At 43.9% G+C, this 16089-nt stretch carries 16 protein-coding genes; 3 read left to right on the forward strand and 13 right to left on the reverse strand.

Translation table 11 applies throughout. The features are described 5' to 3' along the window. Window positions 1-85: 85 nt before the first annotated feature. The 5 genes from F6K64_RS27830 to F6K64_RS27850 form a co-directional block, all read right to left on the reverse strand. A complete protein-coding gene (locus tag F6K64_RS27830; protein ID WP_008179032.1) occupies window positions 86-1060 on the reverse strand; it encodes a glycosyltransferase in 975 nt (324 codons plus the stop codon). A gap of 78 nt (window positions 1061-1138) precedes the next feature. Further along, a complete protein-coding gene (locus F6K64_RS27835; RefSeq protein ID WP_008179035.1) occupies window positions 1139-2377 on the reverse strand; it encodes a hypothetical protein in 1239 nt (412 codons plus the stop codon). Window positions 2378-2452: 75 nt separating this feature from the next. After that, window positions 2453-3982, reverse strand: coding sequence for a GumC family protein (locus F6K64_RS27840; RefSeq protein ID WP_008179036.1), 1530 nt, complete (start codon window positions 3980-3982; stop codon window positions 2453-2455). Between the two features lie 253 nt (window positions 3983-4235). After that, window positions 4236-5297, reverse strand: a complete 1062-nt coding sequence (locus F6K64_RS27845; protein WP_008179040.1) for a polysaccharide biosynthesis/export family protein — start codon at window positions 5295-5297, stop codon at window positions 4236-4238. A gap of 376 nt (window positions 5298-5673) precedes the next feature. Continuing rightward, the gene (locus F6K64_RS27850) at window positions 5674-7341 is read right to left on the reverse strand and encodes an alkaline phosphatase family protein (protein ID WP_008179042.1); all 1668 of its coding nucleotides are present in this window, start codon (window positions 7339-7341) and stop codon (window positions 5674-5676) included. A 1374-nt stretch (window positions 7342-8715) separates the two neighbouring features. On the opposite strand from F6K64_RS27850, the gene F6K64_RS27855 reads away from it, so the two are divergent. Beyond that, window positions 8716-9483 carry a WecB/TagA/CpsF family glycosyltransferase gene (locus tag F6K64_RS27855; RefSeq protein WP_008179049.1) on the forward strand — a complete coding sequence of 256 codons (768 nt, stop codon included), beginning with the start codon at window positions 8716-8718 and terminating at the stop codon, window positions 9481-9483. A gap of 167 nt (window positions 9484-9650) precedes the next feature. Here F6K64_RS27855 and queF read toward each other — a convergent pair whose 3' ends face one another. The 5 genes from queF to iscB all read right to left on the reverse strand — a co-directional run bounded on the left by queF (window position 9651) and on the right by iscB (window position 12448). Next, complete coding sequence (queF, locus tag F6K64_RS27860; RefSeq protein WP_008179051.1) at window positions 9651-10070, reverse strand: preQ(1) synthase; 420 nt, start codon at window positions 10068-10070, stop codon at window positions 9651-9653. A 14-nt stretch (window positions 10071-10084) separates the two neighbouring features. Continuing rightward, a complete protein-coding gene (locus tag F6K64_RS27865) occupies window positions 10085-10495 on the reverse strand; it encodes a hypothetical protein (protein WP_008179052.1) in 411 nt (136 codons plus the stop codon). Window positions 10496-10572: 77 nt separating this feature from the next. Next, window positions 10573-10941, reverse strand: coding sequence for a phasin-related domain-containing protein (locus tag F6K64_RS27870; protein ID WP_008179054.1), 369 nt, complete (start codon window positions 10939-10941; stop codon window positions 10573-10575). 33 nt (window positions 10942-10974) lie between these two features. Beyond that, window positions 10975-11130: a hypothetical protein gene (locus tag F6K64_RS27875; RefSeq protein WP_154659660.1), complete on the reverse strand. Its 156-nt coding sequence runs from the start codon at window positions 11128-11130 to the stop codon at window positions 10975-10977. After that, a complete protein-coding gene (gene iscB / locus F6K64_RS27880; protein WP_008179056.1) occupies window positions 11114-12448 on the reverse strand; it encodes an RNA-guided endonuclease IscB in 1335 nt (444 codons plus the stop codon). Before iscB ends, F6K64_RS27875 begins: the two co-directional genes overlap by 17 nt. 340 nt (window positions 12449-12788) lie before the next feature. Here iscB and mnmA point away from each other — a divergent pair, with 340 nt between their 5' ends. Beyond that, the gene (gene mnmA, locus F6K64_RS27885; RefSeq protein WP_008179058.1) at window positions 12789-13877 is read left to right on the forward strand and encodes a tRNA 2-thiouridine(34) synthase MnmA; all 1089 of its coding nucleotides are present in this window, start codon (window positions 12789-12791) and stop codon (window positions 13875-13877) included. Here mnmA and F6K64_RS27890 read toward each other — a convergent pair. Further along, on the reverse strand, window positions 13836-13970 hold the full coding sequence (locus tag F6K64_RS27890) for a hypothetical protein (protein ID WP_267871977.1): 135 nt from the start codon (window positions 13968-13970) through the stop codon (window positions 13836-13838). The two genes, mnmA and F6K64_RS27890, sit on opposite strands and share 42 nt — an antisense overlap. Window positions 13971-14020: 50 nt before the next feature. Here F6K64_RS27890 and F6K64_RS27895 point away from each other — a divergent pair, with 50 nt between their 5' ends. Further along, complete coding sequence (locus F6K64_RS27895; RefSeq protein ID WP_287248821.1) at window positions 14021-14161, forward strand: hypothetical protein; 141 nt, start codon at window positions 14021-14023, stop codon at window positions 14159-14161. A gap of 38 nt (window positions 14162-14199) precedes the next feature. Here F6K64_RS27895 and F6K64_RS27900 read toward each other — a convergent pair whose 3' ends face one another. Further along, entirely contained in the window at window positions 14200-14439 is a 240-nt protein-coding gene (locus F6K64_RS27900) for a 2Fe-2S iron-sulfur cluster-binding protein (RefSeq protein ID WP_008179060.1), read from the reverse strand. 151 nt (window positions 14440-14590) lie between these two features. Next, on the reverse strand, window positions 14591-16081 hold the full coding sequence (gene cobQ / locus F6K64_RS27905; RefSeq protein WP_287267067.1) for a cobyric acid synthase CobQ: 1491 nt from the start codon (window positions 16079-16081) through the stop codon (window positions 14591-14593). Window positions 16082-16089: the final 8 nt, after the last annotated feature.

Below are 16089 nucleotides of genomic sequence, written 5' to 3' on the forward strand. Positions count from 1 at the left end.
AGTGGATCTCCCATCCTGCCATCCTTGTGATGATTGATATCTGTCGAAATTGATATCTGTAAAATTAGAGTGGTAGTTAGTGCTCTTAAATCATCCGATTATCAACAGATACCATCGGCATTTTCTGGCCGATTAGTTGGATTAAATGTCCAGCTAGTTTTTTAGGCATAATTTTGATTATTAATAGTTTTAAAATCAGACGCATAGTTTCCTTGCTTAGCAAAAATTTTGGATAAAGCTTTATGGAATAGCTTAGTTTTTTAATAGCTAGCTTTACTGCTTCATTATCAAAAGCATTAGCTATACACTGCTTAGCAAGATAACGATAGGCATTCGCTAAACTCTTATTTTTAAGAGACTTAAGTTCTGGTGGAGCTGCCTTGAATGCTCTTTCAATTACAATTAGGTTCGCATTCTCCATCACATCCACTTTAGAGGTCATTGACTGGGAAGAGCGACGGTAGAGAATTTGGTATTTAGGAACCAGTGCAAAAGGACATAAAGCTGCTAGCCTGAGGTAATAATCCCAATCTTCAACTGATTTCAGGCATGGGTCAAATTCTCCAGCTGCTTCAATATACTTCCGCTTAACCATGATATTGGAACCACTGGATATGAAGTTACGAATTAGTAATTGGGGATAAACATTACCCTCCCAATAGAGTGGTTGCCAAGCAAACAAAAATTTGCTATTCTCATCTATAAAGGCAGTCCAACTGTAAGCCACTCCGGCTTCAGGATTTTTTTGCAGTGCTGCTAACTGTAGCTCCAATTTATCGGGTTTCCATAAATCATCGGCATCTATAAACGTAATAAACTCGCCCCTAGAGCGACGAATGCCACGATTACGTGCCACTGGCAATCCGCCATTTTCATAGGAAAACACTTTCAATCGAGGATCGTTGACTGTACTGATTACATCTAATGTCCCATCAGTGGAGCCGTCATTAATGGCAATTAACTCAAAATCTGAAAACGTTTGTGCTTGAATCGATTGGATCGTTTCTAATATAGTTTTTTCTCCGTTATAAACTGGAACTATTACAGATATGGTGGCCATGGCGATTATCCTTTTTCTGTATATAATTAGTACATGGTAATTACCCACAAAAGGTCTAGACAAACCCCTTGAGCATTTTTATTTTAGTCCCATCCCTACTACAACCAAACCAGGCCAGTAGAGGTAAGCTAATCCCTCTAGATTTTCCCCAAAGGAAAACAGGATACAAATTAATAGTATTGTTAGTGCTGTTGTGGCAACTTTACTCCTTTGAGCTTTAATTAAAAGTTCTATAAAAGTATAGACTATAGGAATTAATATTCCAATAAACCCGACGATTCCATGAGTATATAAAGCACCATACCAAGTGTGGTGACTTCCAATAGGCATACCAGCGACAACATCAGGGCCTTTACCTACTTTAATGGCATGACCCCAAATCGGTGCATCTTCTTCCCACTTACGGTGAGAAAGCCGTGCTAAAGCCGACCTAACCCGCGAAGAAGCAGATCTTTGACTGGAAAAAGAGTCTTTCAAGTTTCTAGCTATCATCAGCAGTTGGGGACCAAATAGACCACCAATAAAACTCCCTATTCCTGCCGTAATTTGGATGGCGGGTTCGGTTATATTTCCCAAAAATGTTACCAGTATTGGTATACCCACTAAGCAGATTATCCCCATCCGGGACAATGAACCTACAATTGCAGCAGCACAACCAATCATACCAATAAAACGCCACTTTATGTCCGGGTCTCTACTACTAAGGAAAAAGTGTACGTTACAGGCAAATGCCAATGCTGGAGCCCAAGGCGCAAATAAGAAAAGCCGTGTTTCACCACTTTTTATCACGTAAGGACTTACGGCGTAGTAACGTTGACTGTTACCCCCAATTTTTGCCATTAGGGTGCTAGTATACAATGGCATCTCTAACCCAGTTAGACTTAACCCATAGGTAATTGGCACCAAGATCAGAGTTTGTAGGGAAAGGATAGAAATTGCTCTATAGATTATTTGTGGTCGGATGTTGAGGCAACCAATTAAAGGAAATAAGGCCAGAAGCGCCCAAGTTCTCAAAAAGGAGTTAATAAAGGATTTTATCGTTTTAACAGTTGAAAAACCCCAATCTAAATGACCCACAACTAAGGCTAGGCCAATGACTGATATGCAAACAATCCAGACCCAGACTCCAATGGGAATCCGAATCCTTTCTTCCGGTGGAGTATCTGATGTTTGCTGCCAAAGCTTCTTAATTAGATAAAAGGTTAGCAGCCAAGCTAGAGCTGGGGCAAAAACAAACTGTGCGCCTAAAAAAAATAATAAGTAGGTGGAAATTATATAATAGAAAACTACTTTTTCTTCAAAGTTTTGGGGTTTCATTAAAGCCTGCCTAATGGCTTAGGTTACTGGTGCCATGCTATGATGTCTAGCTTGATAACAAGTGGATTAGTTGCATCAGAAATCTTTTCTTTGGTTCCCGATTGGCGATGTGAAGCTATTAGATGTTGTGAAACTATTATTTGATGGTTGAGAACGTAAGGGTGGAACATCAGAATTAAACGATTCTACTTTGCCGTACATTGAGGGTTGTGATTTACCTTGTAAATGGGGACGTAACCAGAGTAAAAATAGTCCTGCACTAATTAACAATGAACCAGCTGCTGCACCAAGTAAGGCCGATGACTTTTTCGGTGCTATCGCGTCTGGGGGTAAGCTGGGTTCAGCTAGCAGCTGAACTTGAGGATAGGAAAGGGATTGGTTGAATCGACCAATGGCTGATTGAGTTAAGGTTGAAGCATAGATAGTTTCCGCAATGCGCATATTGCGTTCTAGGATCTCCATCCTCAAAGCATCCTGGCTCATTTGTTTGAGTTTGGCTTCGAGCTCAGCAATCTGGTTGGTTAATACCCAGGCTCTAGCTTCCACACCCTGTTGCCGTGCTTCCACCTCAACAATTTGGCGCAGCAAATTTTCCCGGGAAGAACCAGTTTCAGGCCCAGAGTTAACACTGAGCTGGTCAATAATTGCTAAAGACATGGGGCGACCTAACAGAGATTGACTACGCTCTAGCAAAGCTGCTTTAGCACTCTCTTGCTTGCTCTTCTCGTCCACTACAGATGGATGCTTGGAACCGTATTTGGAACTCAAAACCGTCAGGGCTGCCGTAGCCTGACTGTATTCCCTTAGGGTTTGCTGAAATATCTGGTCAGCCTTAAGTACAAAAGCATCAGCAGCTTGTCCAGACGACAACTTGAGATTAGCTGAGAGGTTGCTAAGATTGGCTTTTGCTTCTCGCCCTTGGGCTAACAAATCGATTTGTTGTTGTCGTAAACTTTCTATAGTGGATGATAGCTGGTTAACTTGTTCTTTCGAGTTCAATCCAGTTCTAGCTTTGTGTTCAGACAGACGTCTTTGAATATCTGCTAAATTTTTCTTAGCTGCCTCCAAATCAGCTTGAATTGGTAGCTGATTGTCTCCTACTTCTTCTTGCCTAAGTTGTTCAAGTCTCTCCTGGAAAGCCTGGTGCATAGCAAAACCTTTCTGTTGGGCTTCCTCAGCAGAGTCTCCTGTGATTTCAAAGGCCATCATAGTTGAATTGTCAACAATTTTGACCCTAGGCTTGCCCAGCTCTTGAGAGGACATGTTCAGTATACTGGCAGCATCCTTAAGCACCGGCTTACTTTCCGCAATGAATTTCATCTTTTCCCTCGGGTCATGGGAGCGATCGCCAAATGGTGACCTAACATCTGAACTCGCTCCCCCTAATTCTGGGATATTAATTCTGGTGGATGAGCCTGAGACAGGAAGTGATACTGCCCATTTACTGGTATAAGTTGGCTGAGCTGATTTCAAATAAAAAAATGTTAAGCCCCAAATTCCGGCATTAATGGATATCCCTAAACACAAGTAAAATAGCCAACGTAGAGGCATGAGATTTGATTTTTCATAGGGATATGGGGCTATGGTATTATAATTAGTAGTCATTGGAGCATCTCACCTGGCAAATCCACATTTTGAGTTTTAAGTTGTAGTTTTAAGTTGTAGTTTTAAGTTGTAGTCTTAAGTTATGATTTTTTATAGTTTCTATTATGAAAGACTTGGCAGAGAGTTTTACCCCACTATCAAGCAATGGCTTAAACCCTTAGCCAATACACCCCTGATGAAGAGTCAGATCCCCTGAGCTTATAACTTGTGATAGATACATTAATTATAACATTTCAGCTATCCTCAATATGAATTAGGGTATAAATATGTCTTTAATAATCCGAATGGGATTGAAGATATCCCCAATAAAGTCAAAAACACTTTTGACATTAGTGACCGTTGAATCATAGCAAGCGACACTATCTCTTGGCATCAGCACTGGATTAACTTGGTCATCATTAGGCTTCTTCACCAAGTCCTCTACAGAACGTTCTATTGCCAGAGTTTCCCCAGTAGTACGGTCAGTTTGCAGTAACAGAGCACGGCGATCTGCATTTGTGGTTTCTGTGCCTCCGACACAACTAGCAGCAATTACAGCTTGAGACAGACGGGAGCCATATTCAACTTCCTGGACTCTAAGGTCACGTCCATTATTGGGATTAGTCAGATTGGAGAGAAACACAGGAATAGTTGAGGGAGTAAGCTGGGAAGGTCTGGCTAGATAATATTGAGGCAACTCCCGAGTAGGAACAATGATTTGGTCTCCAGCAATCAAGGGAATATCCTCCACTGGTGATCCGGTGAAGACACCAGATAAATCAATTACCTGTTCCTGTTCACCCCTAACCAACCGCACCTGTTCAATGTTGGCATTTGGTTTGATGCCGCCAGCCGTTAAAATGGCAAAGGTTAGGTAGCGTTCTGGAGGATAGTCTCCTGAGACAGTAGCAATCGATGCCGGTAAGTCTCGACCTTTAGAATCCGTATCATTAATCAAAACCCGACCAGGTTCAAAAACCGCTCCTCCCACAGTTACCTGAATTGGAGCCCACTCAAACAGTTGAATGCTGACTTTGAGGAAATCAGCCTGAAAAAAGCCTCCTTCAAGTAAAGCCTTGACTAGGTCTTGCTCGATTTCTGATACTTCTCGACCCGCTGCCAGTATCGGGTCTAGGTAGGGGAATTTGATGTAACCATCCAGATTAACTTCATAGGTGGCACTGAAGCGTTCAGCTTCCGGGATTTCTTCTTCGCCAGCCACAAAGAGTCTAAGGCGATCGCCAGGAGACAGTGGTAGAGCCCAACTGGGAACTGATAAACCTATTGCTGCTACGGTAGTAATTAACCCTGCTATCCAAAACTTGAGAATGGACATTGAAGAATCTCTGGGTTCACAACTATTACTTAGTGCTATTACTTAGTGATAACACTTAGTGATAACACGTGATAACACTTAGTATAGGGGGGTTTGGGTCAGTGTTTGAGTGTTGACTGACGATCAACACTCAACAAAAAACATTCAACAAAAAACACTTAACAAAAAACACTCAATTCCCTTTGCGAGTAATTCAAGTATATAAGTAACTATAGCGTTTGTATCTAGGTTGTAAACACACGTATTGCCGAAAAAGGCAAGAGGCAAGAGGCATGCATGCTAGAGGGGCAAGAGCTCCGGAGTTTTATTGGAAAATAACAAAAGACCTTCTAGGTTTACATCTCAAATACATACAAATGCTATAGTTAAGTTTAAGTTAACCAACCACAACAGTTTCTTTAATTGCCGAGAGGGGCTTACCCTGAAAATAGTCAGGAATGGGCGCTCCCATCAAATTCAGAATAGTGGGGGCTAAATCTAGAGAATGACCAGCTGGTAAACTAGAACCTGGCTCAATATCTTGTCCTTTAATCACCAAAAAGCCATCAGAGCGGTGAGAACCAGTACGATTAAAGGGAACTGGACCAATCCGTCCAATATCGGGACTATCTACTACGTCAGTAGCATATTTTTCTTGCCAGATAACGACTAAGTCACCATCAGGTAATTTCGGACCAGTTTCAGTTGCCGATTGGCGGGTGCGGATAATTTCCTTCACCATTGGTTCCCCAGTGCGAGCATCTTTAAGCTGGTAGAGTTTTTGAGTCAATTCCTCACATACAGCATCGTACTGATCAGGGGCGACAATACCCTGAGGTTCCCTTCCCTGGAGATTAATCCTGATATATCCTTCCGAATAACTAGGCAGCGCGAATGCTTTCATCTGAGGCCAGCACGGTTGGTACCAGGATGGACTCTGGAAGAAGAATGGATCAGATTCTGCCTGCATCTTGAACGGAGAAATGAGATCCGGTGCAGGAGTGGAACCAAACAAGGGTGCGATGGGATTGAAAAGTTTGGTAGGGAGTTGACGTCTCAAAAAACCTTTGAGTGGATTCGATTCATGCTTGAGGCTCCATACTTTTCCCATCCAACCCTTTTTCGCCCTGGCATCATTGACTAGGGGTTTTGGGGGTTTACCATACTTGCCACGAGCAATGCCATATTTACCTGGGAAACTCCAGCGATAGAGAAATTCTGGCAGGAACAACATACTCGGTAGATCCATGACGTTAGACCCCATACCATGGGCAGCAAATACTACGACCTGGGCATTATCCGGGGCTTTGCTCAAAATGCCACCAATGGCTTCGTCAATAGCTTCAAAAATTTCTAACACGGGATCTCCAGGGCATTTAGCACCTACAGATGGGTAGAGAGGATGATCCGGCTGACTCAGGTGCCAGAAGTAATGCCCTGCAGTATGGGTTTCACCAAAGATTGTTAAGAAGAAATCCCACGGCATCTGCTGCAACAAGTCTTGACAAATGGCACCCCGGCGGGCGATACCAATCTCCAGTTGTGCTTGAAGACCCTTGAGTGCTGCCACATCCATAATACTGGCATGGTCTTTGCGTAAGACAGGATGCTCACCATGCTTATCAATCACATCCTGTAGCAAGGATTTGGGTATGGAATGACTGGGAGTCTGAGGAGAGTGAGCTCCCCAAGCAAGGACTTGCAACCCATTGACCTGATTGGACAGGGGAGCTTGAGGCATATCAAAGACTGCCACCCGATAGTCATCTCCCAAGCCATAGAAGGGTTGATACTCAGCAAAGTCGTAGGCTTGAATGTCTTCTACTTCGTAAGTGCCTTCCTTAATTTTCAGAGGTGCCCAGTACCCTGTTTGCTCAGGAGAACAACCAGTAAGGAATGTTGTCCAGGGAGTCTCAGCCCGGTAGTATTCATATGTCTTTAAACGTCCGTAAGATCCCTGTTCTCGTAAGCGACGCAGGTTTTTCAGATGTCCTTGAGATATCCATTGCTCTATCAAGGCAGGGTCGGCAGCATCCAAGCCAATGGCAATTACAGGGTTTCTCATTGTTGTGGTCGGTAGATGTGCGGGTAATTTTCTGGTAGGTTAAGTAGTGTGCCTAGTTTAGCTCAGCATCTAACCTTACAAATAACGATAGTCGGCTTCACACAGATGAAGGTTGAAGGATCGATGAATCTTAGAGTAGGCTTTTATAAAGTTTCTGTAAAGACTACTGCTATCGATCACACTATGTAGTCTCATTCTATAAGTAGCAAAGATTTGAGGCATTTGTTAGCTCGACTAGTTCTCCGACTCGACTGGTGAGCTACTCCCTGGTAAAAAATCTTCTTAAAATAAGGCATAGACCTGATCAATACTACCTGATCAAAACAACGACTCGTGATCTGGAAAAATTACCCTTGTTAGCTCATTTATGTAGAGTCGATGAAGAATATTTAAAGATTTTATTAAGTTCAGAGAAAATACTAGGCTGGACTCGCCCATAGGCTATGATATTAATGGTATAATTAACCATTAACTAACCATCAATGAACCATAACGGAGGACTGGTGCAACCATAAAAACCAGTAATTTTAATTAAAGTAAATCCCTAATACATAACAAATAAATAAAGCCTAAATAAAGCCTAAATAAAGCTATTCTTCCTAAGTATTATAGAGAGGAATTGACTTGAGGTTTTTAAGCTATAAGCATCTAAGCAGATTGGGAGTTACTAGGAGGAGGGAAAACTTAATTCATTCCCAGACAGCATGATTGATTCAATCAGAGTTGACTCTAATCTATAACGTTATGATTAGTAACCAATTCTCCCCTCGATACGTTCTAGTTCACGCTGTGACAATGAGATTGAATATTTCGTGAATTACCTAACACTGTCCTGAGGGATAATTCATCGCTTCTTAACACAGTGAACTAGAGTTTAATGCTAATACCAAAATAGATTTATGTCAAATTACTGAGATCATTGTTATCAAACCCTGGTGTAATCTACCTCAAGGGATTACTGTTGTTTAATTAGGGAATATTTATAGGTTCAGCTATCTAGAAAACAGGTGGGACCCGAACGCGCCCCGCGTCGGCTTTGCCGAAAGGTGCGACCCTAGGGCGATTTACTCGCCCTAGGAGGCGCGCACCTTGAGCGAATTTAATTACGGGTCAAGGGCACCTAAGGGTATTTACCAATAATTTTTCAGAGCTACTATAGTCAAATTACTAAAACTGTGATAATGTAATTTTATTCTTTTCCAAATAAAATCTTCTTGCTCGAAACAGTATCAAGCTAACTTGGGTAGCCGATCGGGAAATGGCAAATTGACTGAGTTCGGCTCCAAGTCTGAAGATTGTTGGGAAAAGCTTGGCGGCTGTTTTTAGTGCTTATTCCTTAGGTAGGAGAGACATCGTAAAGTAAAAAGGTTAAACATGAGAGAAATAGTGAAAATACTAAACTTAGAGATTGATAATATATCCAAGTCAGAGCTGTTAAAGCGGCTCGATACCGGGGTGATTTTCACTCCCAATGTCGATCACTTAGTCAAGCTACAAAAAGACCCTGAATTCATGAAGGCATATCGAATTGCCGATTATAGATTATGTGATAGTAAAGTTGTGTATTATGCGTCGAGGTTCTTGGGGTCACCCATACAGGAGAAAATTTCTGGATCTGACCTTTTTCCAGCTTTTTATGATTATCACAGAAACAATAAGACTATTAAAATATTTCTCTTAGGTGGACGAGAAGGAGTCGCTAAACAAGCTCAAGAAAATGTCAATGCTAGAGTTGGCAGAGAAATTGTTATCGCTGCGCACTCCCCATCATTCGGATTTGAGAAGAATGATGCTGAATGCCGAGAAATCATCGAAATGGTTAAGAACTCTGGAGCTACAGTACTAGCTGTGGGAGTTGGTGCACCTAAACAAGAAAAGTGGATACATAAGTACAAAGATCAATTACCAAACATCAAAATATTCATGGCAGTAGGTGCCACCCTTGATTTTGAAGCAGGCACTAAACCAAGGTCGCCTGAATGGATGAGTGATGTAGGATTGGAATGGTTACACAGGCTATTATCTGAACCGCGACGATTGTGGCGGCGATACCTGTTTGATGCTCCGGTCTTCCTTTGGTTAGTGTTGAAACAAAAACTCAAGAGTTCTATGTTGCCACCAGCTAGGGTCAATCTGAATTGATCCCAAGTGATATCGTTTCGGTTTATATGGGAATTGTTTGGAGGAAAACCGCGAAGATCCAAAGGACAGGAAGGGAGGAAGGCACAAAATTGATCATTGAGCCATTCTCGTCAGGTCACTGACCAAGCTAACTGGATCCTCAAGATTACCGATTACGTTTGTACCAATTACTTTTGGTGTCGCACTTCTACAACGGTGTGAACATTACCCCGTGGGTTAAAATCCCCCTTGATGGTGACTTCTTCGGGGTTACAGGCGGCTACGAAGTCATCTAAAATTTGGTTGATACTCTCTTCGTGGGAGATGTAGCGATCGCGGTAGGTATTGATATACAACTTAAGGGCCTTTAGTTCTACCACCAGTTCATTGGGAACGTAGGTAATGTAAATCGTGGCAAAGTCCGGATAACCTGAAAAGGGGCATTTACAAGTAAACTCCGGTAAGGTGATGTTAATGTGATAGGGACGACCGATACGGGGATTGGGAAAAGTAATAAGTTTTGCTTGGGCAATCTCCTGTTCACCGTATTTAATCTCGGGTGTGTCTACTTCTGGTGATGCTTGTTCCTGGGTAAAGGAATTACTCATTGGTTTTGCTAGGATTAGAAACGATTTGAGGAATTTCTAGGATGGGATTCCCAGTCAGGACAATCTTCTGTGTCCCAACCATAGGGATGCATAGCACAGACTAATAAATTTCCACCGTAGGCTTGACCGTGATAATGACGGCAACCTATGCAAGCGGGATGTTTCTGTGAGGATGGTGTCACGGAATCAGGAAAATCCTCGTCTGTTTCACTGACCATAACCTCAAAGTCAAAATAAATCTCAACAAACGGTTCAACAATCTCTTGCAAACACTGGTCAATTTCCGCACCAAGGGCATTGTCTATCTCATTGGCAAACTCCTCAACCACCTCACTGACACCCTCGAAGAACTCATCGACCATATTAGCCACTGATTCGAGGGTTTCAAAAATACTTTTAGACCAATCATCTTCCATGGTAAACATTCACTCAAAAACCATCATGTGCTCAACCCCTGTTGTTGTCCACAAATTAATTATAAGTGCTAGATAAGTGCTATAAGTTAGCGCTTTAGCCGACGCAATTCTTCTTGCATAGCTTGCACCTGCTGGCGTAGTTTGTCAACATCCTGCTCTTCGGGTGGTGCTGATTCTTCTTCCTCATCAGTAATAATCTCAATCCGGCGCGGCTCAGGTTTAGGATCATTAGGGTTAGCTTGAGAGGATTGCTGTTGCCCCTGTTGCACTAAATCTTCAACCAGTTTACGGGCTTCCTCGGTAGTCATCTCCCCTTTTTCTACCAGTTCATCTACCAGTTTCTGAGCTTGACCTCGCACTTCTGACAAGGTTCCCCCAGCTCTCTCCCCTGCAGCAGCAGCTATACCGACGCCTAGATAAAACGCTTTTTGAACCAAATTTCCAAAACCAGCCATGAACACTGATACTCCCAGAGTTATCGTAATACTCTATGATTCCAGGATAGGAGTGAAATCCCACTTTGCCCACCAAAAAATAGCGGTAAGGGGGCGGACGACTATACCGGTTAGGGTTAGCGTCCGGGGAATTACCGCCAACAAATTTTTCGAGCGGTAGCGAGTCGATTGTTTAAAATCTGTATTCATAGCCGTCCGCTCGCTGAATGGTTTTTAGGTATTTCGGATGCACGTCAAAGCTCTTCTTGATGCAGTCGCGAGTGGGGGAAACCTCCTTTGGCCGACTGCATCGCTTTTCTAATGTGCTCAACTTAAAGCTCGGCCTAAAACGAATTGCGATTCGCCCCGTATGCTGTCCCGCGTACTTTCCTTTAGGAATGTCGGCTTTGACCAAGTCCCCCGTTTGAAATCCCATAAAGAACTTCTGTGAGGGAGCGTGCCCTAATGGAAAGCCATAGCGATCGGTTCGACAGCGCTGCCGCCTTCCGTGACCTTTGGCTTTGGCGATCAGAGGTTTGACCCCTTTCAGGAATAGTCTTTCGGGAGTAGAAGCCCCAACGCAAGCCGCATCCGCCCAGTGGGTTTTGGCAATACCCCGGAGTTTACGGTTGAATTTAGTCTGACCGCCAGAGCCCATTTCTACTGGCAATCCGATTGCTTTGAGTCTCCTAAACAATTCCCATCGGCTCGTATTAACCGCTGCTGCATCTTTCAACGGGACTAATGCTTTCGCTAACACCCGCTTTAATACCATGGGTTTCTTTTTGAGGAACACCTCGACAGGCTTGTTGCCCTTGGCTTGATTGCAAGAGCGGCAAGCTAGGGTTAGGTTGCTCACTCGGTTCGACCCCCCCTTGCTTAAGGCTCGGATATGTTCGATTTCGAGCGGGGTTCCCTCAGTGCCGCAATAAGCGCATTTTCTGCCCCATTTTTGAAGTAAATATTCCTTCACTTCAAAACCGAACAGTTCTCCTCGCTGGTACTCAATGCCGCTAATTTCGAGGTTCTGCATCTTCTGCATGTCGAATCTCACTAACTCTTGAGAAAGTGCAGTGATAGGACATACCTTTAGAATCCGACTAACCCAGGTTTCGACGTTCGCGATCCGACTTTCAAGGGATGGTGGGAGCCAGCCTTCTGAGCGAGTCCGGTTAAGAAACCTTCGCTTGCGATACCGGAGTTTTCGACTGCGTCGCCCCCGTCTTAACTGTCTACGAGAGTCAAGAGCGTTCTTAATTTGCTGTCCTCGGTGTTCTATCTCCAAAGCATTAGTCACCCGTCCGGTCTGCTCTTGAACTACAGCCATACCCGTAGTTTTGGAACCTGGATCAATTTTGCATCGGTGGGGATGGGTCAGTGAATGTTTGACCGTCCTGTCTAGTAGGACGATCGTAAATGGGTAACGCTTGAACACCTTAGCGCGTCCCGTATTGAGTAATTTTCTTGCCCGCGCCGGATGGCAGGGGTCTAGGGGTTTGAGGTTTTTATCTAGAACAAAAGTGTACATTACTGCACGTCTCAATTTCTTGGTAAGGTTTGCCTCGACGGTGTTAGTGCTCGGTACTTTCCGAATAACACTGGCTTTCCCGTATGGCCTGTTTAATTACCCGGTTGTAGAGCTTGGAACTGGCACGCATCCCAAGGTACGAACTTTAACTCTTGGCACTAACGGCTGCTAGATTTTTCTAGCCGTCTGGTCAACAAGCTTTATTCAAGCCCACACTGTACCCGTTAGGGTCAGTGTGCGGTAGTTGACTCGACTTAAGGTAGACGGACTTAGGGGTCAGGAGGACTACAATAATACTATACAATGCAATACCTCCCTAAGGCAGAAATCTGTTGAGTTGATGAATAAAGTTGTCGTTGGCTTGTCTGGCGGGGTAGACAGTTCCGTAGCTGCCGCCACCCTCTATCACAAAGGATACGAAGTTGTAGGATTGACCCTTTGGTTAATGAAAGGCAAGGGTCAATGCTGCTCTGAGGGAATGGTCGATGCAGCGTTTATCTGTGAACAATTAGGAATTCCCCACCACATTGTGGACAGTCGCGATGTTTTTCAGGAAAACATTGTGGATTACTTAGTCTCGGGTTACCAATCTGGGATTACTCCACTCCCCTGTTCTCAGTGCAACAAAGCAGTAAAGTTTGGTCCGATGCTGAGCTATGCCCATCAGACATTGGGGATTGATAAAATAGCCACAGGTCACTATGCCCGGATTACTTATGATGCTGAATGCGATCGCTATCAATTGCGGCGAGCAATAGACTTGACAAAAGACCAGTCATACTTCCTGTATGACTTGACTCAAGACCTGTTGGCGGCTTCCCTATTTCCTTTGGGAGAACTTAAGAAAACGGAAACGCGACGCCTGGCTGCTGAGTATAATCTCAAGACTGCTGATAAACCAGAAAGTCAGGACTTGTGTTTAATCGAATCCCACGGTTCCATGCAGAAGTTCCTGGACAAGTATATTTCCCAAACCACAGGTGACATCGTGGACTTGGATGGAAATGTGGTAGGGCAACATCAGGGAATTCACCACTACACCATTGGACAACGGAAAGGGCTAGGTATAGCTGCTCCCAATCCCTTGTATGTGATTGCCCTGGATGCAGCCAGGAATCGGGTAATTGTAGGGGAACGCCACCAAGCCACCCAAGCTGAATGTACGGTTCATCGGGTCAATTGGGTATCGATTCAGCAACCTACTGTTCCGATTCGAGCTTCTGTGCAAGTTCGCTATCGCTCACCTGCTGTACCTGTGAATGTGATTCCTCTAGAAGGAAATCGGATCAGATTAGTGTTCTATGAAGCACAATTCAGCATCACCCCAGGACAGGCTGCTGTTCTGTATGACGGGGAGCTGGTGCTCGGAGGTGGCATTATTGAGCAGCTACCAGAGAAAATAGCCAATGGCAAATTGCTTGAAGGTTGAAGTTTGAAGGTTGAAGGTTGAAGGTTGAAGGTTGTTCGGCCAAGGCGATTCGGTGTAGGGTAGGTTGTTCGCGTAGCGTGGCCGAAAGGCCAAGGTTAGTGGACAGTTAAATCAACTAGTGACCTTGACGAAAGCCGATTGCCATGGTAGTAATATACCTAAGCATTCAGCTATCAGCTAATGGGCTACGCGAACGCTACACCGAACAGCTTTTGAAGAAAACAGTTAAACATTCGTTTAATGTTACTAAAGCCCCAGGTTTGGAGCCTGTGTCACAAAGCTGACCGCTGACTGCTGACCGCTGAATGCTTACAATAATAGACTACCAATTGGTGTCAGAGTATAGATTAATCGTCAGCTGTTCATAACCTGCAGGTACAGCAGTGATACAAGAACAAACAGTCGGTCCATTTTCTATATCTACCTCACAGGCATGACAAGAACCCATCAGGCAACCTGTGGCAATGAACACACCAGCCCTTTCAGCCACTAGAAGGATGGGTTCTCCAACTTCGGCCTCAATTGTCACATCATCTGGTAGAAAGCGAACGCTTACACTCATGTTTGATTAGTCATTTCATTTGTTAGTTTTTTATTGTTAATTGTTTAGTTAATTTTTAATTTATAATTTCCCTTAACGATTTTCCATTTTCCATTTTCCATTCTCAAGTTTACTTTTTCCTTTTGACAAAACTAATCTGATAGTTAACGGTCTAAGACCTTAAAATCGGGGTTAAATCAAGATGAGATTCGATAGTATCAGCCAGTGAATTCAAAAGCGCTTCTCGTTGTTCCCGATAGTTGACAACCCCAGTAGGGAGAGAAGGTAGCCCTCGTCTGGAGCGCAGTTGATTCAACCAGGCACGTCGCCAAGGACTATTGTCAAACATTCCATGGAGATAGCTGCCCCAAATTGATTGATTCACGTCAACAATGCCCAAACCATGGTCATCGAATAAAGCTCGATAAGCAGATTTATTGTCTCCCATCTCCGCCTCAAGCAGTCGCGAACGCCCCTGATGAATTTCGTAACCGGTAATCGGTAAGCCAACTTGAGGATAATTTGATGTCACCATCCGTTGACGGGCAACTTTGCCACTAGTAATCAAGGTTTTTAAGGGCAACAAGCCTAATCCTGGATGACGTCCCTGTTTACCTTCTAAGCCATCAGGATCAACTAGGCTTTTGCCTAGCATTTGAAATCCCCCACAAATTCCCAAAATTGTCCCACCTGAGGCAGCATAGTTTTGAATTTGCTCAGCCATGCCACTTTTTTGGAGTACCATCATGTCCGCAATGGTAGTTTTTGTCCCTGGGAGAATAACTGCATCTGGATATCCCAAGGTTTCGTTTGGTGACAGATATTTCAAAAAGACGCTGGGTTCAGCTTCCAGGGGGTCAAAATCAGTAAAGTTAGAAATTCGAGGTAAACGAATTACTACGATAGTGACTTCCTTATTGGACTTGTTCCTGGTGTTGCGATCTAGTAAGTCAAGGGAATCTTCAGCGGGAAACAGTATATCAATCCAGGGAATAACTCCAACTACAGGAATACCAGTGCGTTCTTCTAACCATTTTATCCCGGGTTCGAGCAGCGATCGCTGACCCCTAAACTTATTAATCACGACACCTTTAATCAAAGCTCTCTCCTCTGGTTCGAGCAGTTCGAGAGTACCGATTACCTGAGCAAAAGACCCTCCACGGTCAATATCTACCACCAGCAAGGTGGGAGCTTTGAGGTACCGCGCCACTCGCATATTGGTCAAGTCGCGATGCTTGATATTAATTTCTACTGGGCTACCAGCTCCCTCACACACGACTAAATCAAACTCATTGGTTAAACGTCGCAGTGATTCTTCAATCACCTGCCAACCCTTATCAAAGTACTTTTCGTAGTACTCCGCAGCACTAACCTTCCCTACGGCTTTACCCATAAGAATCACCTGGGAGGTCATGTCACCCTGGGGTTTGAGTAAAATTGGGTTCATTTCCACACAGGGAATGACACCTGCAGCCCAAGCTTGTACTGCTTGGGCATGTCCAATTTCTCCACCATTGGGTGTAACATAGGCATTTAGAGCCATGTTCTGACCCTTAAAGGGACAGACACGCCAGCCTTGTCGCGATAGAAGGCGACATAGAGCTGTGGTTATCAAGGATTTTCCTGCGTGGGATGTAGTACCCACCACCATAATCGCTTTCATAATTCAGG

The organism is Moorena sp. SIO3A2 (assembly GCF_010672265.1).
In the GTDB taxonomy this organism is placed as follows: Bacteria; Cyanobacteriota; Cyanobacteriia; order Cyanobacteriales; family Coleofasciculaceae; genus Moorena; species Moorena producens.